Source organism: Acinetobacter sp. 797_lipA, assembly GCF_058243025.1.
The window spans coordinates 61,897-78,707 of record NZ_JBZAYQ010000003.1; the positions used below are offsets into that span (position 1 = coordinate 61,897).

26 protein-coding genes are annotated in these 16,811 nt (G+C 45.0%); all 26 read right to left on the reverse strand.

The genetic code is table 11. The features are described 5' to 3' along the window. Window positions 1-25 precede the first annotated feature (25 nt). The gene (locus tag AC4CU2_RS18410) at window positions 26-364 is read right to left on the reverse strand and encodes a hypothetical protein (protein ID WP_490769333.1); all 339 of its coding nucleotides are present in this window, start codon (window positions 362-364) and stop codon (window positions 26-28) included. Then, window positions 357-818, reverse strand: coding sequence for a hypothetical protein (locus AC4CU2_RS18415; protein WP_490769334.1), 462 nt, complete (start codon window positions 816-818; stop codon window positions 357-359). Before AC4CU2_RS18415 ends, AC4CU2_RS18410 begins: the two co-directional genes overlap by 8 nt. A 74-nt stretch (window positions 819-892) precedes the next feature. Then, window positions 893-1,141 (reverse strand): hypothetical protein, encoded by a 249-nt coding sequence (locus AC4CU2_RS18420; protein ID WP_490769335.1) that lies wholly within the window; start codon window positions 1,139-1,141, stop codon window positions 893-895. Continuing rightward, window positions 1,138-1,776 (reverse strand): hypothetical protein, encoded by a 639-nt coding sequence (locus AC4CU2_RS18425; protein ID WP_490769336.1) that lies wholly within the window; start codon window positions 1,774-1,776, stop codon window positions 1,138-1,140. The genes AC4CU2_RS18420 and AC4CU2_RS18425 overlap by 4 nt, the downstream gene beginning before the upstream one ends. Next, on the reverse strand, window positions 1,757-2,869 hold the full coding sequence (locus AC4CU2_RS18430) for a hypothetical protein (RefSeq protein ID WP_490769337.1): 1,113 nt from the start codon (window positions 2,867-2,869) through the stop codon (window positions 1,757-1,759). Before AC4CU2_RS18430 ends, AC4CU2_RS18425 begins: the two co-directional genes overlap by 20 nt. A 37-nt stretch (window positions 2,870-2,906) precedes the next feature. Continuing rightward, window positions 2,907-3,257 carry a hypothetical protein gene (locus AC4CU2_RS18435; protein ID WP_490769338.1) on the reverse strand — a complete coding sequence of 117 codons (351 nt, stop codon included), beginning with the start codon at window positions 3,255-3,257 and terminating at the stop codon, window positions 2,907-2,909. A 3-nt stretch (window positions 3,258-3,260) separates the two neighbouring features. Beyond that, window positions 3,261-3,542: a hypothetical protein gene (locus tag AC4CU2_RS18440; protein ID WP_490769339.1), complete on the reverse strand. Its 282-nt coding sequence runs from the start codon at window positions 3,540-3,542 to the stop codon at window positions 3,261-3,263. Between the two features lie 360 nt (window positions 3,543-3,902). Further along, window positions 3,903-4,220 carry a hypothetical protein gene (locus AC4CU2_RS18445; protein ID WP_490769340.1) on the reverse strand — a complete coding sequence of 106 codons (318 nt, stop codon included), beginning with the start codon at window positions 4,218-4,220 and terminating at the stop codon, window positions 3,903-3,905. A gap of 81 nt (window positions 4,221-4,301) precedes the next feature. After that, window positions 4,302-5,282, reverse strand: coding sequence for a hypothetical protein (locus AC4CU2_RS18450; protein WP_490769341.1), 981 nt, complete (start codon window positions 5,280-5,282; stop codon window positions 4,302-4,304). Between the two features lie 178 nt (window positions 5,283-5,460). Then, window positions 5,461-5,958: a hypothetical protein gene (locus tag AC4CU2_RS18455; RefSeq protein ID WP_490769342.1), complete on the reverse strand. Its 498-nt coding sequence runs from the start codon at window positions 5,956-5,958 to the stop codon at window positions 5,461-5,463. Continuing rightward, window positions 5,951-6,139, reverse strand: coding sequence for a hypothetical protein (locus AC4CU2_RS18460; RefSeq protein ID WP_279690271.1), 189 nt, complete (start codon window positions 6,137-6,139; stop codon window positions 5,951-5,953). Before AC4CU2_RS18460 ends, AC4CU2_RS18455 begins: the two co-directional genes overlap by 8 nt. Continuing rightward, window positions 6,139-6,555, reverse strand: coding sequence for a hypothetical protein (locus tag AC4CU2_RS18465; RefSeq protein ID WP_490769343.1), 417 nt, complete (start codon window positions 6,553-6,555; stop codon window positions 6,139-6,141). The genes AC4CU2_RS18460 and AC4CU2_RS18465 overlap by 1 nt, the downstream gene beginning before the upstream one ends. Window positions 6,556-6,634: 79 nt before the next feature. Continuing rightward, the gene (locus tag AC4CU2_RS18470) at window positions 6,635-7,381 is read right to left on the reverse strand and encodes a hypothetical protein (RefSeq protein ID WP_279690274.1); all 747 of its coding nucleotides are present in this window, start codon (window positions 7,379-7,381) and stop codon (window positions 6,635-6,637) included. A gap of 184 nt (window positions 7,382-7,565) precedes the next feature. Next, on the reverse strand, window positions 7,566-7,940 hold the full coding sequence (locus AC4CU2_RS18475; RefSeq protein WP_490769344.1) for a hypothetical protein: 375 nt from the start codon (window positions 7,938-7,940) through the stop codon (window positions 7,566-7,568). A gap of 66 nt (window positions 7,941-8,006) precedes the next feature. After that, complete coding sequence (locus tag AC4CU2_RS18480) at window positions 8,007-8,258, reverse strand: hypothetical protein (RefSeq protein WP_490769345.1); 252 nt, start codon at window positions 8,256-8,258, stop codon at window positions 8,007-8,009. Between the two features lie 7 nt (window positions 8,259-8,265). Beyond that, a complete protein-coding gene (locus tag AC4CU2_RS18485) occupies window positions 8,266-8,499 on the reverse strand; it encodes a hypothetical protein (RefSeq protein WP_490769346.1) in 234 nt (77 codons plus the stop codon). Beyond that, window positions 8,500-9,060: a 3'-5' exonuclease gene (locus tag AC4CU2_RS18490; RefSeq protein ID WP_490769347.1), complete on the reverse strand. Its 561-nt coding sequence runs from the start codon at window positions 9,058-9,060 to the stop codon at window positions 8,500-8,502. It lies immediately after the preceding gene. Window positions 9,061-9,111: 51 nt separating this feature from the next. Next, the gene (locus AC4CU2_RS18495) at window positions 9,112-9,399 is read right to left on the reverse strand and encodes a hypothetical protein (protein WP_490769348.1); all 288 of its coding nucleotides are present in this window, start codon (window positions 9,397-9,399) and stop codon (window positions 9,112-9,114) included. A gap of 378 nt (window positions 9,400-9,777) precedes the next feature. After that, window positions 9,778-10,533 (reverse strand): hypothetical protein, encoded by a 756-nt coding sequence (locus tag AC4CU2_RS18500; protein WP_490769349.1) that lies wholly within the window; start codon window positions 10,531-10,533, stop codon window positions 9,778-9,780. 69 nt (window positions 10,534-10,602) lie between these two features. Beyond that, a complete protein-coding gene (locus AC4CU2_RS18505; protein ID WP_490769350.1) occupies window positions 10,603-11,283 on the reverse strand; it encodes an AAA family ATPase in 681 nt (226 codons plus the stop codon). A 3-nt stretch (window positions 11,284-11,286) separates the two neighbouring features. Continuing rightward, window positions 11,287-11,649 carry a nucleoside triphosphate pyrophosphohydrolase family protein gene (locus AC4CU2_RS18510; RefSeq protein ID WP_490769351.1) on the reverse strand — a complete coding sequence of 121 codons (363 nt, stop codon included), beginning with the start codon at window positions 11,647-11,649 and terminating at the stop codon, window positions 11,287-11,289. A 12-nt stretch (window positions 11,650-11,661) separates the two neighbouring features. Further along, on the reverse strand, window positions 11,662-12,090 hold the full coding sequence (locus tag AC4CU2_RS18515; RefSeq protein WP_490769352.1) for a crAss001_48 related protein: 429 nt from the start codon (window positions 12,088-12,090) through the stop codon (window positions 11,662-11,664). Between the two features lie 12 nt (window positions 12,091-12,102). Beyond that, window positions 12,103-12,345 carry a hypothetical protein gene (locus AC4CU2_RS18520; protein ID WP_490769353.1) on the reverse strand — a complete coding sequence of 81 codons (243 nt, stop codon included), beginning with the start codon at window positions 12,343-12,345 and terminating at the stop codon, window positions 12,103-12,105. 2 nt (window positions 12,346-12,347) lie between these two features. Continuing rightward, window positions 12,348-13,286, reverse strand: a complete 939-nt coding sequence (locus AC4CU2_RS18525; RefSeq protein ID WP_490769354.1) for a hypothetical protein — start codon at window positions 13,284-13,286, stop codon at window positions 12,348-12,350. Between the two features lie 32 nt (window positions 13,287-13,318). Beyond that, complete coding sequence (locus AC4CU2_RS18530; RefSeq protein ID WP_490769386.1) at window positions 13,319-14,251, reverse strand: ribonucleotide-diphosphate reductase subunit beta; 933 nt, start codon at window positions 14,249-14,251, stop codon at window positions 13,319-13,321. Window positions 14,252-14,410: 159 nt separating this feature from the next. Beyond that, entirely contained in the window at window positions 14,411-16,801 is a 2,391-nt protein-coding gene (locus tag AC4CU2_RS18535) for a ribonucleoside-diphosphate reductase subunit alpha (protein WP_490769355.1), read from the reverse strand. Window positions 16,802-16,811 lie beyond the last annotated feature (10 nt).

Genomic DNA, 16,811 nt, shown 5'->3' on the forward strand with positions numbered 1-16,811 from the left:
AGAATTTGCTTTCTTGATTGCTTCATTACCATTTGTCAAACCCCAATTCATTTTTTTCAATTAACAAAGGCGCTGTTTTATAGCGGTGTCCCTTGAGTGAATTTCTTTGTGTTGGCACTTCATCGTATTCAACCGCCTGAGCGAAAAAGATCACAGCCTCGTCGTGATCTTCAAAGCACCAACGGTACGCATAAGGCGAATATGGCGTCACATCCATGCAAACGCTTAAAGTGAACATGAGCCTATATAAGCCAATCCATTCGCCGGTTTCCAATTGACGCCAAGCCTGAAATTGATTCGATTGGAAAAATTCATCAATTTCTTGCTTCGTCATGCCTTCAAAAGCGTCGTGAAAATTAGTCATCGAGTTGGCCTTTAAAATGTTGGCGAAGCGCACTTTGTAGGCGCTGCATAGCCACATGCTTATTTTTGTAAACCGAGCGCTCTGTGTGGTGGTCGACAAAAATGCCTGTCTTGATGTGGGTTGCGCGAACGCCACAGTATGAGCGAGAAATATCAGCAGCGGGATGGCGGTAGGTGTCGATCTTCACGTCAGCCTCACAAAGAATGAATAACTTTGGCGCTGGAGCTTTTGGCTCTGGTTCAGGCGCTTTTTGCTTTGGTGGCAGCGGAACACTGCGCTTGCGCGGTTTAGGCGGTTGCTTGGGTATAGTGTGTCGCTGCGCCAAAACGCATTCGGTGTGCGTTGTAAATAAGCGATCAAAATATGCCGCTGTTTTACCCGTAATGTCAGCCGCAGTACGTTCGGCGGCGCTTGGATTCAGTTGTATAGGCTTATTGCAAATCGTGCAGTTCATACGTCCTCGCTTATAACTGTATTTTATTTAGTTAAGTCAATGTTGACTTAACTAAATAAGGATAGAAAGAGCTTTTACTTCACAACCACGGGTACTTGCGCTTTGTCGCAGCGAGCGGCTTTATTTTCGTTATAAACCTTATCAGGCGCAGCAAAACCTTTCTGCGGCACACGTCGCTCAACGTGGTTTTTAAGCTCCGCCAAACAGGTCTTTTGGTCTGCATATTGCAGTTGATAAGACGTCGCGCCGCCGCCTGCGCGAGAGCCATGATCAATATTGACGTAGGTGACGGTGAGCATCCATACCGTAATAAATTTAATCATGCTTGCTCCACCTCGTTTTCGCTAAAGGCACGCTTAACGGTCTGCACCACACTTTCATCACATTGGACGATTCGCGCTGTGCTCATCCAGTCAATTGCGGACTCAGGTTGGCCAAATTTACCGCCACCGTAGTAATAATCGAACGCAACCCATTTGCCTTCGATCTTGAGCGCCATCACGTCAATTTCATATTCACGCGAACTTGTTTGAGGCGTTAAGTGCGTCTCCACCGCATCGCTGGAATCGCGTACTTCATTGGTGGCATCGATAATCGCGTCGTGTTCCTTGACGTTCTCGAAAATGCCATCAATGTTGTGCTCGTTAATCGCTGCAATCGCTTCAATTTGCGTTTTGCAGCTTTTGAGTGCTTCGCTGTTACTTGTGATCAAATCAGCGTTAAACGCGCTATACAGCGCACAGGCACGCTCAATAATGAGCAGTTTTAAAAGTTGTTGAGCGTTCATAGTTTTAACCTTTGGTTTGTTGGTTACGTTCCACTCTCGGTCGGTCATGTGTCCAAGTAGCACGATATTTTCAATAACAATGGATGGTTTGGCGTACGTCAGTTTCTCTCGAACGTCATTGGCGCAAATATCAATAATGACGCCCAAATCTTTATTGTTCAGGCATTTCATTTTTGATCGAACAAACGTATGACCTTTGCCCGAGCTGCCTTCTTGCTTCGACGAAAACGCCACCTTCTTCTTTGCTTGGGTTTTTGGCATTGCGGTAGCTTTCAGGACCCGATGAAAGTGCGCATAGCATGTCGTAGGTTTTGTCCCACTCGCTGTCGCGATTTTCGCTGTGACTTTCAGACTTTCCTTTGCTGTATTCAGTGAACCAACCCGCGTCAAAGAAGCCCGCTTGACCCGAATCAACACCCACATCGAATTGATCGTTGTAATGCCATTCAGTGCTTTTTGGCGAAGTGAAGTCTTCAACTGATGAATGCTTAACGTGAAGGTAAAGCGTGCGGAATGGTTTGCCTGACGCGTGAAGCTCCTCAAGTTCTTTAATTTTGTTACTCAAGGCTGTGCCTTGACCAATGCGTAGTGCCGCTAGACGTTTTTTTAATTCATCAAGCTTCTTGTTTTTTTCGCCTTCGCTAATTTTTTCATCGTCGATAAGGCTGTTCATTTTACGCAGGATATAGCTTGTCTCAACGCTTGAGGAAAAAGATCGCAAATCTTGATCACAACTAAGACCCGACGAGATTTGGAACATCACCCAAGTGCCTTTTTCCCAATAGCTGTCTTTACCGTGATGAGGCTCAAACCATTGAATTGAGAAGTCCGCCAGCTCCTTCAAATCTGCGCGTTCATCTTCATTTTCAACTTCCGCAATTGCTTCTAAAATTGCATCTGAGTTTTTATAGTTGTTATCGGTGGTGCGCGAATTGCGAACATTGGAAACGATCTTTCTGAGCGTCCAAATGTGTGCGTTGTCTTTGAATTTTTCGGTCAATTCCTTTAAGAATTTATATTGATTAATACCTTCAAGGAGATTCCCTTCGTCCCAAGAATCGCGAAAGAAACCAATGCGAGCGTTCCATGTGCCGTTTGCTGCAGGCATTGAACCATTGCACCAAGTATCGTCGCTGTAGCAAGGGTCTGAAAAGCGCATAACCCCTGAATTAACGGTGAAGTTACCCAAAAGTCGAATGTGGCGAGTTGCGTCAGCTTTAACGATATTGCAAAGCTCAGGCGTTGCTGTGGTAGATTCGGACATAAGATAAACCTTATAAATTTGTTGTAAGTAAATGATATTATGAAAATTTCAGGAAAGCGCGGCAACCCGAACCTTCCGACATTTCAAAAACACTGCGCATTTGCCAATAAAGCGTTTTGTAGTTCATAAGGAGGTGCGTGTAGAAAAACAGCCCTAAACTATCTAAGGTTGGGTATTGCTCTTGCACCAATAGCTCAATGGCGGTTTCAAGATTGCGAGTTGAAAATTCCGCCGAGAATGCTTCTGGACATTTGATCAGGTCGCTTTTCTCTTTTAGAGCGGCGTATTCAGGCGAAACTAAAGCTTTGGCTTCACCTTGCGCTTTGATCGCGCCAAATAGAGTGCTCAGTCCTGACTTAATGTCTTCTTCGTTTAAAGTGTTACTCATGGCTTATTTCCAATGTTGAATATACGGTTGCGCCAATAGATTCAGCGCTGACTGAATTGTCAGGTTTGAGCGCTCTTTTTTAAGGCGATCAAACTCGCCAAAATATGTTGTCGCCTTTGCGTCAGTTAGAGCAACGGCAGTGTTGACGCCACATGCGTCGCGTATAACCACTTTGTTCGTCGAGCGTGAGCTTGTGATGCGGACGTTGTGTGTTTTCGGTTGAGTCGAATCGCCAAATGCAGCGTTAAATTGCTCGGATAGTCCCACTTGCGCATGTAACATCATTTTCACCTTTGATATTGATTAATTTGTGATTCAAATATAATCAAAGCAATCTAGGATAAAAATAGTCAACGCTGACTTACCCTGCAAATCATATACATTAGCCTTGTCTTTGAATAGGGGGCAATGTAAAAAAAAGTCAGTCCTGATTTATTTATCATTCCTTGCGCTGTATTGCGTTTTAAGCGCTGCATTGCATTTCTTATACAAAGTGCATAGACACAGCGTTAAAACGCTGAAATACGCGATTCTGTGCGCAGGGATTTAGCATAAAGTTGCTTTAAATATCTGCACGCGTAAAAAAGCGCTCACATGGAGCGCTTAGAATAAAAAAAGAAGTGGAGCAATCATCGCTCCACCTCACTACCAAGAAACTTCTGATTGCGTCTTTGGCGTCTTGCTGCGCTCGGCAACAGGTAGCCCACGTTTGCGACGCACCTCATCTTCTTCAAGAGGACGACCGTATGATTTAAGCGCTTTGTAAGCAATGAGGTAGTCCGCTCCCGTCTTGCAGCATTTCACCTCCGCCTTAGTACGTCGCACACCTCTCAATATAAAATCTTTTCTCTCGCCTTTAATATCCGCATAGCACTTCTCTCCAATGCGCAAAGTGTAGTCGGTGCGAAAATCTATCTCCGCCTGTGCCGCTGCAATTAACTGCTGCAATGTGGCGGTACTCATTAGTGCCATTTTTGTTTTGCATGTTCTACCCCTTAAAACATAAAACTGCGGGGCGCGCTGGCCCCGCTTCGATACCGCCAGTTAAGCTGCAAGTTGTGGAAGTAATGTTTTCATTTTTTCCAAGATGATCGACTCTTGGTTCGGCACTAGCTTGTCACCTTCTGCGAAGGCAATTTTAAGCAGAGGGAATAGCTTGCTGATCTGACCTGTTTGGGCGCGAACCGTTCCCATTCCGTAACCGTTTTTGATCAATGCCGCTTGCATGTTTCCGTCTTTCTTCATGTTCAAGTAACCGTCCGCAATCAGCGTCGCAAAGGCGATCTGCGTATAGCGGTTGAGTGTCCCGCCGTTATTTAGGTATGTGAACAATTGAATCACTTTTTCCGCAACTTTCTTCTGCACCGTTTCGCCAGTTACACTTGGGTCACTTTTACCGTTGAGCGTCACAGGTTGGTTATTCAAGGCACTGAGAAGGTGTTTGCGCTTCGCTTGTAGTTCTTCCTTCGTCAGATCAAGATCACTTACTTCAAGGATGATCAAGTCTGCGTTGCCACCTAAGCGCGAAAGCAGGACTTTCGATTTGCTTGAGTTGAAGTAGGTCACGCGGTCACTTCCGGATGCGTGGTTGGGCTTCACTGCTTTAGCGACTTTTGGCGCTTCTTCATTTTGCTCGTCGTCATCAAGCTTTGGAGCAAATGGTGATTTTTTCTTCTCTTTTGGTGCTGCAACTTCTTCCGCTGCAACTTCGGTGTCGGTATCAAGGCTCACACCATCTAAGTCCGCAAGTAGCGATTCATCGAACTCAGGTTCAGGTTCAGGCTCAACTTTCGTTACGGCTGATTTTTTAGCAAGCGCTTCCGCTTCTGCTTCTGCTTGCGCAACTGCTTCCGCTTGCATTGCGAGGTCGTCTAAATTAACTTCATCTGGAATGCTTGATGCGTCAATTGCGCTTAATTCAGCAGCGAGGTTATCGCCAGCGTCGATGCCCAAGTCATTAAATAGATCGTCTATAAGAGCCGCGTCTGCATTGTTGATTGCTGCATTAGTATTAGTGTTAGTCATTTTCGTACCCTTCGATTGAGTTATTCAAAAGCAAAATTGCTTTGTATGAATCTCAGTTTATAGATTTTGATAAGGATGCAAATGCTTGATAAGGCTATGTTTGTGGCGAATTTTAAGTGCTTTATAGGTAAAGAAAAACTCGCACTAGGCGAGTTTTGGGGATTAAATTTTTGAGCGATCACCACTCTACGCCAGTGATCATTGTTGCATCGGACTTAGGCTTCACCGCTTCTGCCTTATTGCGCTTGTATTCTTCCGAGAACGCGTTGTGTGACTTCATAAGATTTCCAACAATGATGAATGAGCCGTCTTCATCGTAGTAGGACTTGGTATAAGACAGCAGGGCATCTTCAAATGCCAACATCGCTTCGCTCGACTTGGAGTAGGTCTTGCGCATCGGCTCCTCGCGCCATTCACCATTAATGAAATTGGCGATGGTGATTTCAAAAATTGGATAATCGCTTGGGAATCGAAATTCAGTTATGTCTTCACCCATAAGACCTTGCCAACGCAAGGTAATTTTAAGGCGTAGGTCGTTGAACTGGCGAATATCAAGGTGAGAGTCATGGCGCTTTAATTCGTCAATGTCTTGCCACTTTTCCAGCAAATCCGCAACGATGGCGTTATATTCGTCTTCTTTGATGAATTTGCCTTTCAAATCGTAATGTTTAGACATGCGCTAAGTCCTTTTTTAAAGTGTCGAAATGATTAGTCGCCGCATTTGAGTCGCGACCAAAAGGTTTGATTTCAAGGCGCTTACCGCGTATCGCATAAACTTGAAATGTGCCATCTGCAAGCAGGCGCATTTGTATGAAATCACCTGTACGCGGATTGATATATTTGGCCAAAGTTTTCATTATTTCTTCCACAAGCCAAGCTCGCGCACCGTCTTAGGCACGAACTGATAATCTAATTTAAAACCCACACTCAATAACTCAGGAATTGAAACGTATCCGAGTTCAAACGGGTAGTTATTCATCGACGCAAAGCCAAACGCTTGATGGTGCGGTGCGCCACACATATCTAATTCGGTAATAAAAACTTCCGAAGACTCAAGAAAGTATCGGAATTGCGCAACTGCTTCGCCGCGCTGTCCGTCAGTCTGATAACTGCGAGGACATTTGATGTAACGCGCTGTAAACTTGGCCAACAAAATACTGTTGGTCATTTGATTGCGCTCTGCCTTCAAGTCGTCCAATAAGTCTCGCATCTGCGCAGGACTTATGATGCTATGAAGCTCAGCAAGGGCATCTTTAATTTCTTGAGTTTGCATAGTGTTTACCCGTTTTAAATATAAGTCAATATTGACTTATTTAATGATACTGTTTTTCAATAGGCAATCAATTGATTCACTAGGCTACATTTAAATTCTTCAAGTGTGAAAATTTCTTACGATGTTCCTGTTGCACCTTTGTCCAATCAACGTCTGAGTCTGACAATTTAGAAAAAACGCCTTGTGTTTTGTAGATATCAATCGAGCCTACCGGGTCCGAGAAAACTAGCGTGCCATCTTCGCGCTGCATAAAATTCGCCACATGCGTGTCGTAAAAGGCATCGGGGTGACTCTCCATAAAGCCCACAAGACTTTCAGCGTAGTCCTTATAACTCTGAATGCCGCCGATGTGCTTTGAGCTTTGGCATAGCTCCAAAAGTGCATTGCTTTGATTGACCGTATGAGATTCACTCTCCAGCGTTGCTAACATTGCGCGCTTGATCGCCTTAGAGATATGCGTGATGACTTGCTTAGTCGTACCGATTGGCACTTTCTGTAAGCGCTCTATTTCAACCAAATACATTGGCACGTCTTTAATGATGGCTTTGGTAAGTTTGGTTTCTTTGATGTTTGTGCCTGTTTTAAATTGACCAACAACGCCGTGATCTTTAATCAATTGCGGCGTATGCAACGTGCCCAATAAACGCTGATCGGTCAGCAAAGCATAGGACGATGGGCAAATGGTTAATTTCAAAACCGTATTGGGCGAATTGCCTTCAAAGACGCCAGAAAACATGCCTGCAGCAATGAGTTTTTTGTTTTTCAATGCAGGGTGCGACTTGCGCACCTCCCTGACTTCTTTGCTGCCTAAAAGTAAAATTTTCATGTATTGCTCGTTTAAATGTTCATATCTTATTAGAGTGCGTAAAAAATTGTTCAGCGCGCCATTTAACATTTCCCAAACAAACACCCTAAAACGAAAATAGGCGAGCTATAAGCCCGCCTATCGTCGTTGTTCAAATTAACCAAAAGCTAATTCAATCAAAAGGTGAGGTTTAAATATACAGCGATTAAGTCGCTTTGACAACTGAATAACATAATGCGAAGACGGCCAATGCAACAACAAACGTCCACACTAGATACGCTTCCAAAGTCAGCCGTTTGCGACGTGGTGCGTCTGCATTGTCAAACTTAAGCAATTCAGCACTAGGGAGCGGTGAAATGTACTCCTTCACCGCTCGCGGCTTTGGCTGCGCCTTTTTTTCAGTTGTCTCACTTGGTCCAGCGCAAATTGGCTCAAGGCCAATAGCTCCAGCACTGTCGCGTTCCATAACTGGACTGGGTGTTTTCACATCAGACTCCTTGCGATAAGCTTTACTTTGGCGCTGATGTTCCTGAGCGCGTTTAAGTTTTGCTTTACGTTGTTTTTGGTTCATGGTGTTCACTCGCTTCTCTATTGAAAAATGTTTAAACACCACGCTCTTAAGTGCCCTACAGCGAACAAATGTCCGCTAATTTTCGTGTGGTGACTTAATCGCGCTCCGCTTTCTTTGTAGTCTTACGGGGCGGTAGCGCTTGTCACAACACGCCTTACATGCTGCTGAGTAACGCTTGAACTTTTCGCCTTTAGCGCTTGTTGCCCATTGAAAGTTCCAAAATTCATCATCCAATGGCCAATACTCTTTGCATTCCAAGCACATTTTTTCAGTGCCTAGTTCGGTCACGATACGTTTGGGCGCTGTAGTCTCCTCTGTACCTTTCATAGTGACCTCACCACATAACGATAAAATCCACCGCATCTTTTAAAGAGGGCGTCAGTGCAAAACGTCCACTGCGGTGATCGCCGATGCGCGTAATTTTTAAGTCAAACTTTCCTTCTTCATTAAATAAAATGTCGAAGTATTGATTTTCATCCGACCACGTAATGCGTTCGCCACGTTTCATCACGGCCAACGCATTGCGGATGTTTTCACGGTTCTTTTTGGTTTCAGATACCTTTTCCATTCAAGCGACCTCCAAAGCTGATTCGATTGATTTTTCGTAGACTTCACGCTTCATGCCTTTAAAGAAACACTCAGCCATCACCTCAACATCATACGAAGCGGCATGCGCCGCGCCTTCGTCGTATTCAACGCCGAGCGCAAAGCAAAGCTCTTTAAGCTTTGGCAGCTTGCCGTCAAAACAAGCCCAACGAGAGTTCTCCATCGTGCAGAACGATGCCGCCTGTGGAATGCGTGTGCTCGAACGTACAAACTCCGCCGTCAGCATCTTGGTGTCGAACGCGATATTGTGCGCAACTAATAAATCCGCACCTTGCATGATTTCAGCGATCTTATCCGCGTGTTCAGCAAATTTAGGTTGACCCACAAGGTCAGCGTAAGAAATGCCATGCACACGTTGCGCTTTAGGCGAAATTGGGCATTCAGGGTCAAAACGCTGAATAAAGCTGTCGAGCAATTTGCCATTCCAGTCGTATTTGATCAGGGCAATTTCTATGACGCGATCTGTATCATCAACGCCTGTCGTTTCTGTATCGAAACCGAGAACATAAGGGACTTCTTCCATCGGTTTTACCTTTTAATTTAGTCAATATTGACTGATTATTTATACTAACATTTAAACATTTGGGGCTTTAAGGAAAGTTATCTCACCAAGTTTAGATAGCGTATATTCGCCTTTTTGTTTGGTGCGCATCATAAAGCCGCTGTCTATCCAGTCTTTCAAATAACGAGAGAGCGTCCTTTCACTGACGTCGCCTTCAACCTGAGCGAGAATTTCATCCCAACCCACGCCATTAGGAAAGCGCTGTAGCACTACACCTAGAATATTGACATTAATGGCAAGCATTTCGGCGCGCTTGCGCATAGGGCCGCCACCCGTCTTCTGACGATTATTGGTTTTCAAATTCTCTCTCCGATATCTCCAGCAAATGAGCCGCGTCGATTTTGATGTACGGTGAATTTCTATAGGCAGCGATAGGGCGGTTGCTCCACTCTGCATCACCATCAGGCGTTAAAAAATAACTTTGATATTTCTCAAATATGGAAACGACAAATAAAATTCATAACCAAGCTTTTTTGCCGCCTTCGCAACGAGGTTAAATTCCTTTTCGTCTTTGATTGCGATCATGTATCGACGTTTATTCATAGGGAATGGCCAAATAAGGTTGAAAGCCGCCTTAAACAACTAAGGCGGCTTGGTTTTATGAGTAGGGCAAACTCATAACTATTGAAGGAGCGCGTCTAGCGCATCACTACCATAAGCAACACCCGCACCAGCAAATTAGCGTTTTTCTTGCTTAGGCTGCGGTTCATCAGGATGATGGTGGAGTTCGCGAGTCGCGTAGTTGATCACTTCGTCAATGCCGCGTTCGACATGTTCGTTAATTGCGTCCATTAAATTGCAACCAACTACACCCAACAGGTTGTCAGAAATTTCAGCGTAGGACTCACCGTTGTCGTGCATAACTGAGAACTGAAAGCGAAGGACGTTTGCGATCAATGCACCAATTGCGCCATCACGTAAACTTTTCAACGCTTCGCGGTCTTCGTCTGATTGCGATTTGCGCATTTCATTTAGGCTGTGCGCCAATGCACCAACGTCACTTTGCAATTCAAGCAATAGCGTTTCTGATGAAATGTACCGCATACTGTTCGCGCGCTCTGCCAATTTCAGCGCATCAACTAAGTTTGTCGGCTGAGCAATTTCAACATTGAAATCCACACTCACACCAACTTCACCCGGCTTCGGATAGTCAGCTTGCGTGCCGTCAAAACTTAATGAAATGCCATTAATTTGGCCAAATTGAACGGGCAAGGGTTCGCACTTAGCGCCACCTAATGAAGTTTCAAATTCAGGAGCGGTGTTTTTCGCGCATTCTTGAGACTTTTCATCCCGCTTCGCGATGCTTGCCATGACGCTTGCCACATTTTCAGATAATGTATTTACCACGCACGCAATTCTTTTTGTCTCTAGGGACAATTGCGCAACAATTTCTTCCAATGACGTTGCTGTTTGTTGAGGTTTAGATTCGCTCATTTGCATGTACTCTAAATAGTGAGTTGAATTGTTTGTACTGACATTATAGTCAGCGTTGACTTATTTAATCTAGTTTTTTAAAGCAGACCCTAAAAAAAACCCAGACTCGATATTCCCTGATGCTTTCACGCGTTCGTTCTCTGCCGCAATGCGTTTTTCACTGCGTATATAGGCGCGTGTAAGTGCGTCTTTGCACGTTTTCACCCGAAGTTCGAGATCAATCACACTGCGCGGAATAAAGAACATCGGCACGTTTGAGAAGCGTTCATCGTTGATCACACCAAAACAAACTGAACTGAGGTGTTCAATGAAGCCCTCTGAACACTTGGCCGATGTGGTGTTTTCTTCAACAAGTGGAATACCCGGCTGCACCAATAAGATGCCTATGCAATACAGTTCAGCAACTTTTGCACAGCGTTCAATGATCTTATTGATGCGTTTGGATTGCTCGGGCGTTGTGTGCTCCCCAACGTGAATCAACGTATATGCCACGACGTCAGCAGGAGATCGGTCACAAACCATGTCTCTGCCATCACTCGTTGCGAAGATTCGCTCCATGGCGCTTACAACGTATTCTTGGACGGTGAGACGTTCATCAAGCGAATATGATTGATTGCTTGAATCGAACCCTATTTCCTTCTGAATGTCGCTGATGCTGAATTTCAGCACCTCAGCGCCAATCTCTTGCGCAAACTTAAGCGCGAGAGTGGTTTTACCCACTCGATGCGCCCCTGATAAACAGAGAATCATAAATTAGACCTTATCGGCGCGCGCTTGCGCTTGTTGGTTGGAATATTTGCCAGAGCTATAGCGCTTACCTAATTTGGCAATATTGGCTTCAATGGTTTGCTCACGTGTGATATTGATAAGTTGACGAATGCGTTCCATGTAGAACTCTAAGTCGCCTAATTCTTCGATCACGTTTTCAATGTCCAAAGGTTTGCCGTAAATGGTGTTCTTTTTAATGGCATCAAGCAATTCGCCAGCTTCACCCGATACACCCACACCCATGTGCAACAGATCGGCATTGATTGGGCTTAAATCACGAATGATGTCTTTGCCGTCTTTAACTAGGCCGCGTACCATTTCTTCAAATACAATTGGTTGCTGTTCCATTGTTGTAATTCCTTAAAAGTTGAAAATGCGTTTGGCTAAAATGTCGTTGTATGCGTCCATTGCGGTAAATTGCGCCTGCAATAAATCCCAATGGTCTTCGCTGATAAATTCAGGCTTGCCTTTGTCCAGAAACTCCTCCAGCTTGGTGAGTTTTTCGAACAATTCGCGCTGTTCCAGTTGCAGACGTTGCTTAGGTGTGTCGATCATGGAATGTGAGCGACCAAATACGTCCGCCGGAGACCAGGAGATATAGCCTTCGTGACGTGGGTCATTTGAGGTGCCGCCATCGACATACTCGACCAAATAACCTGCTTCATCGGCTAAATGCAGTTCGTTTTCAGGGAGTGGCCAATCGCGATAGTCGTTGTATTCCTGACGCGTCATTGAGCGTGCTAAAACTTGTTTTTTACTTTGAAATAGGCTTGGTTTTGGCTGTTCCATTTCTCTTATTCCTTAAACTGTTGCTTGAATTGCAGTGCTTAACGCCTTGCGTACGGCTTCTGACTTAGCAATTTCTGCCTGATTGGTTGCCACGCGGTATTGGGCCGCCTTAATGATGTCGCGCTGTGTGTCGATTTCGTCATGCAGCCCTTCCTCCAGGTCATGCAGGTCATCCACTTGTTTTTGTAGGTTGATGACTGCTTGATTGACGTTAAATGGCGCAGTTACTACTGATTTTGGTTTGAAGAAACTCATGGTTATTTTCCTTTGTTAAGCCACATTTCTGTTTCGATATATTTACGGTGCTGATTCCAGCCATCTAGGTTTCCATGCATTGCAGGGGTAGCCCATAACTCCGTGCGCAAGTCAAAGCTGTCAGGTGTTGCCTGATGCTCAAATGGCGATGCGTGTAGCGGTTCAGCGCCCACTAAGCGCTCACAAAGCTTCATGTCTTCCTCAATGCTTGCATGTGTACCGTCATGCTTCATGTAAGACACGCGGCAGCAACGTGCAGCGGATACCTTTTTCAAGGTTTCAATGTCGTGATTTAAAGCATCGGCATGCGTGATGTACGGCAAGTGCCATTCACCTTTACCTAGAAGCGTTGGGGTTTCGTTTACCAATAGCCCATCAATGATGTAAGCCAAGATATGAATCTCAGGCTGCGCATCGTCGTGGTTGCGTAAATTGGAAAAGTTTTCATAGTCCGTTGAAGTCACAACAACGTGAATGAATTGCCAAGGCTCTAAAATGCGGTTGGCAACTTGTTTGTGAACGCCAAGCTGCATCAACATCCAAGCGAAGATACAAGCGCAGCGCCCAGCAAATTTCCATGCCGCTTTTGCCATTGCACGCTTAACACCAGTAAGCTCAAGCTTGGCCTGCATACCGCCTTGATTGACGCCCCAGTGCATAGGCATCGCAGGGTCGTTCCAGACCTGTTTTAAGATGGTCATAATTGGAATCGCGCGTGAACTCGACGCATTACGTCCGAACTTTCGGTGCGTCATAAATTCAGCATGGAAGAAGCGCTGATATTTCAACTGAAATGTGGTGATGCGCTGTCCATGTTCGCTGATACTGTCAGCCAACATTCGTACGGAAATTTGACCTGATGCAATGGCTTCATCCACCATCGCTTTAATGTCAAATTTTGTCGTGGGCTTACCGAAAAGCCTCTTTAGAAATTTAAACATAATCTAACCTTTGTGTAGTCAATATTGACTGATTACCAAGGCAAAGCGCCGCCTGACTTATAATCAGTCACGCGCGTTTCAAAAAAGTTCTTTTCAGCCGTATTTGGTTTTGAAAATTCCTCAACCCATGGGAAAGGATTTTGCACACCCGGATATGGCACAAACGGTGCATCGATTTGAGCAGCGCGTTTGTTTGCCAAGCTCTTGATATAGGCTTCAATGGCATCAGGACTCACTACGCCTTTAGTGATGTATTTGCCCCAATTGATTTCCATTTGAGTCGACGCGTCAAAAATCTCCTGTGCATCGTTCCAGAAGTCTTTAGTGAAGACCTCACGGTTCTCAATGCGCAGCGTTTCAAGCATCTTGGTGAATAGCTCAAGATGGGTGCCTTCTTCATCACGTTGGATGTAGCGCACCATGTCAGCAGAGCCAAGCATCTTGCCTTTATCTGCAAGTAAGTAGAACGACAAGAAGCCCGAGAAGAAATACACGCCTTCAAGCAATACGTTCGACACACAAGCCAACGCAAAGCCGCGAGCAGTGAAGTTTTCGCCCAATGTGCGCGATTGCTTCAAAATGAACTCGTTTTTCTGCGCCAGAATACCGTCGCGCTCGAATGTCATGTAAATGCTCATTGGGTCAGCAGAGATCGTTTCAATCAGCGTTGCGTACGATTCCACGTGCAATGCTTCTTCCCATGCTTGACGCTGCAAGCAAATTGCAACTTCGGGAGAAGTGACGTGCTTGGCAATGTTTTGATTAATATTGTGGAACTGAATGCCGTCTAAATTTGACAAGAAAGCCAGCGCCTTGTCATACATGCGGCGTTCTTCATTATTTAGGCGTTCCGAGTAGCACGTGCGATCTGTGGACACATTGACCACTTCGGGAAACCACGTGTTATTTTTCATCTTTTGATGAAGTGCCTTCGCCCATGTGTGTTTCATTGGGCTAATGGCCATAAGTTCATCGCGCGGACCCAAAATTAGTCGGCGATCATTAATGCGGCTTGCATAATCTGTCATTGTATATTTCTCGAAAAAAAGAGAACTTATCCAGCTCTCCTTAATTGTAGTCAGCGCTGACTTATTTTATTAAATCAGCGCCATTATTTTTACATCTTAAGTGCAAGACTCACAGCTTGGGTCTAAAATCGAGCACATTTTTGCCACGCTTGTCGCTTCGGTTTCTGATAGCGCTTCGCTTGAACGTAATTGTTTCAATTCCTCAATGACAGTTTCTTTCATTGATGGGCTTTCAGCCGTGTCAGACTGACCGCGTAGGTAGTAAGTTGTCTTCAAGCCAAGTTTTTCAGCTTGCGTGTACCACACATCCAGATCACGACCTGTAATGCCTAATTTTGCAAATAGGTTGGTCGATTGAGACTGACAAATCCATTTCTGACGTACCGCAGCGGCTTTGATTGTCCACATTTGGTCGACATAGAAGGCTTCTTTAAGCAAGTGATAGTTTTCACCTACATATTTGATTGCCGTATCTACGACCTTGTAAGGGCCACTAAGGTTGGTCTTGTAGAACTGAGACAGGAATGCCGGTTCTGTGCATGATGACGAACCCACAATGTTTGAAATGGTTGCCGTCGGTGCAATCGCCATAATGTTCGAGTTACGCATGCCTTTCTTACATTTCTCGCGAAGGGCATCCCAATCAAAGCGACGCGGCTGATCGAAGAATGGCTTACCGTCATCCATGAGTTTCGCAGTATCAATTGGCAAGATGCCTTGAGACCATTTCGAGCCTTTGAATGATGGGTATGAACCCAATTCTTGCGCAAGGTCAGCCGATGCTTCAATTGCGAAGTATGTAATGACTTCAAATAAGAAATCAGCCTGTTTCAAGTGCTCGTCTGATTCATAATCTACACCTTGAGCCACCAGCCAATCGTAGTAACCCATCACACCCAAGCCAATCGGTCGGTGCGTTAAGTTTGATTTTTTGGCACGTGATGAAGGGTAGTAGTTGATATCAATCACTGAGTCCAAATTGCGCACGGCAAGACGAACGACTTGGCGTAAATTGGCCAATGGGTCTTCGTGTTTGGTGCTTAACGCAATTGGAAGGTTGATTGAGCCTAAGTTACATACGGCTGTTTCATCTTTTGATGTATTCAGTGTGATTTCCGTACATAAGTTTGAGTGATGAATCACACCGCAATGGCTTTGTGGGTTACGACGGTTGGCTTCGTCTTTAAATGTAATCCACGGGTGACCTGTTTCAAACAAATGCGAAATGATGTGACGCCAGATTTTAATTGCGGGCCATTGGTATTCAAATTTGCCTTGAGCTTCCAATTCTTCATAGCGCTGTTCAAATTCTTCGCCATAAAGCTCATGTAATTCAGGGTATTTGCTCACTGAGAAGAAAGACCACATTGCGTCAGGGTCATCCTTACGCTTCACAAGTAGACTTGGCACCCATGCCGCAGGGAATGTGTCATGCGCACGGAAACGGTCGTCACCTGACTCTTTGCGGAGTTCGCAGAAAGAAGGGAAGTCGGTGTGCCAAGCTTCAAGATATGGCGCAACTGAACCTTTACGTTTACCGCCTTGATTGACCGCAACAGCCGTGTTGTTCTGTACTTTGATGTAAGGCACAGCACCGCTTGAAATGCCATTAGTGCCTTGAATGATCTCATTCTCACCACGTACAGGCGTCCAGTCTGTGCCAATACCGCCCGCCCACTTCGATAAAAGTGCTGATTCTTCAATTGTGCCGAAGATAGATGCGAAACGGTTGTCGCCTTCTTCATTGCTGATCGTGTCCGATACCTGATTGAGATAGCAGCTTGAAAGCTGTGGTTTTGGCGTTCCAGCGTTGAATAATGTCGGAGTTGAAGACATATATTCCATGCTTGAATACAGTTGATAGTATTCAAGTGCCTTTTCCGTACGCTGTGCAGGCTTTTCACGCAATGCCACACCCATTGCAACGCGCATAAAGAAATGCTGTGGCAATTCGATGATTTGGCCAGAAGGCTTACCTGTTTCTTTTTCAAATAATGGATCGCGGTTATTACGGATGAAGTAACGGTCTTTTAAAGTATCCAAGCCGAGATATTCAAAATCCATGTCGCGACTTGGGTCAATGGCTGCATTGATTTCATCCAGATCGTAACCCAATAGGCGCGGGTCAAGCAAACCGTGAGAAACGCCAAAATTAAGATAACTGCGAATGTGAGGGTAGACAAATTTACCACCTACGATTGTGCCTTCTTCACCGCAAACGGTTTTGTACAAATCCAGCAGCAATAGACGCGCAGCAACTTTTGCTGCTTGGTGTTGTGTTGCAGAGGTGATTTTCGATGCCGCTTTTATGAGTGCTTGTTGAATGTCGCTTGTATTAATACCGTCGTAAATCAGCATATTGGCGCTATCTATCACATCGGTTGGTGAGATATTGGTGTCCGTGGTGGCCCAAAATACTGCTTTTTCAATTTTATGCTGTGCAAAAGGCTCTAGCGAACCATTGCGTTTGGTTACATTCTTGGTCATATCGATCTCG

What these genes read in the sequence shown, in the direction of transcription:
- AC4CU2_RS18410 (WP_490769333.1), bottom strand. Translation starts at nt 364, where the DNA reads ATGACTAATTTTCACGACGCTTTTGAAGGCATGACGAAGCAAGAAATT.
- AC4CU2_RS18415 (WP_490769334.1), bottom strand. Translation starts at nt 818, where the DNA reads ATGAACTGCACGATTTGCAATAAGCCTATACAACTGAATCCAAGCGCC.
- AC4CU2_RS18420 (WP_490769335.1), bottom strand. Translation starts at nt 1,141, where the DNA reads ATGATTAAATTTATTACGGTATGGATGCTCACCGTCACCTACGTCAAT.
- AC4CU2_RS18425 (WP_490769336.1), bottom strand. Translation starts at nt 1,776, where the DNA reads ATGAAATGCCTGAACAATAAAGATTTGGGCGTCATTATTGATATTTGC.
- AC4CU2_RS18430 (WP_490769337.1), bottom strand. Translation starts at nt 2,869, where the DNA reads ATGTCCGAATCTACCACAGCAACGCCTGAGCTTTGCAATATCGTTAAA.
- AC4CU2_RS18435 (WP_490769338.1), bottom strand. Translation starts at nt 3,257, where the DNA reads ATGAGTAACACTTTAAACGAAGAAGACATTAAGTCAGGACTGAGCACT.
- AC4CU2_RS18440 (WP_490769339.1), bottom strand. Translation starts at nt 3,542, where the DNA reads ATGATGTTACATGCGCAAGTGGGACTATCCGAGCAATTTAACGCTGCA.
- AC4CU2_RS18445 (WP_490769340.1), bottom strand. Translation starts at nt 4,220, where the DNA reads ATGAGTACCGCCACATTGCAGCAGTTAATTGCAGCGGCACAGGCGGAG.
- AC4CU2_RS18450 (WP_490769341.1), bottom strand. Translation starts at nt 5,282, where the DNA reads ATGACTAACACTAATACTAATGCAGCAATCAACAATGCAGACGCGGCT.
- AC4CU2_RS18455 (WP_490769342.1), bottom strand. Translation starts at nt 5,958, where the DNA reads ATGTCTAAACATTACGATTTGAAAGGCAAATTCATCAAAGAAGACGAA.
- AC4CU2_RS18460 (WP_279690271.1), bottom strand. Translation starts at nt 6,139, where the DNA reads ATGAAAACTTTGGCCAAATATATCAATCCGCGTACAGGTGATTTCATA.
- AC4CU2_RS18465 (WP_490769343.1), bottom strand. Translation starts at nt 6,555, where the DNA reads ATGCAAACTCAAGAAATTAAAGATGCCCTTGCTGAGCTTCATAGCATC.
- AC4CU2_RS18470 (WP_279690274.1), bottom strand. Translation starts at nt 7,381, where the DNA reads ATGAAAATTTTACTTTTAGGCAGCAAAGAAGTCAGGGAGGTGCGCAAG.
- AC4CU2_RS18480 (WP_490769345.1), bottom strand. Translation starts at nt 8,258, where the DNA reads ATGAAAGGTACAGAGGAGACTACAGCGCCCAAACGTATCGTGACCGAA.
- AC4CU2_RS18485 (WP_490769346.1), bottom strand. Translation starts at nt 8,499, where the DNA reads ATGGAAAAGGTATCTGAAACCAAAAAGAACCGTGAAAACATCCGCAAT.
- AC4CU2_RS18490 (WP_490769347.1), bottom strand. Translation starts at nt 9,060, where the DNA reads ATGGAAGAAGTCCCTTATGTTCTCGGTTTCGATACAGAAACGACAGGC.
- AC4CU2_RS18500 (WP_490769349.1), bottom strand. Translation starts at nt 10,533, where the DNA reads ATGAGCGAATCTAAACCTCAACAAACAGCAACGTCATTGGAAGAAATT.
- AC4CU2_RS18505 (WP_490769350.1), bottom strand. Translation starts at nt 11,283, where the DNA reads ATGATTCTCTGTTTATCAGGGGCGCATCGAGTGGGTAAAACCACTCTC.
- AC4CU2_RS18510 (WP_490769351.1), bottom strand. Translation starts at nt 11,649, where the DNA reads ATGGAACAGCAACCAATTGTATTTGAAGAAATGGTACGCGGCCTAGTT.
- AC4CU2_RS18515 (WP_490769352.1), bottom strand. Translation starts at nt 12,090, where the DNA reads ATGGAACAGCCAAAACCAAGCCTATTTCAAAGTAAAAAACAAGTTTTA.
- AC4CU2_RS18520 (WP_490769353.1), bottom strand. Translation starts at nt 12,345, where the DNA reads ATGAGTTTCTTCAAACCAAAATCAGTAGTAACTGCGCCATTTAACGTC.
- AC4CU2_RS18525 (WP_490769354.1), bottom strand. Translation starts at nt 13,286, where the DNA reads ATGTTTAAATTTCTAAAGAGGCTTTTCGGTAAGCCCACGACAAAATTT.
- AC4CU2_RS18530 (WP_490769386.1), bottom strand. Translation starts at nt 14,251, where the DNA reads ATGGCCATTAGCCCAATGAAACACACATGGGCGAAGGCACTTCATCAA.
- AC4CU2_RS18535 (WP_490769355.1), bottom strand. Translation starts at nt 16,801, where the DNA reads ATGACCAAGAATGTAACCAAACGCAATGGTTCGCTAGAGCCTTTTGCA.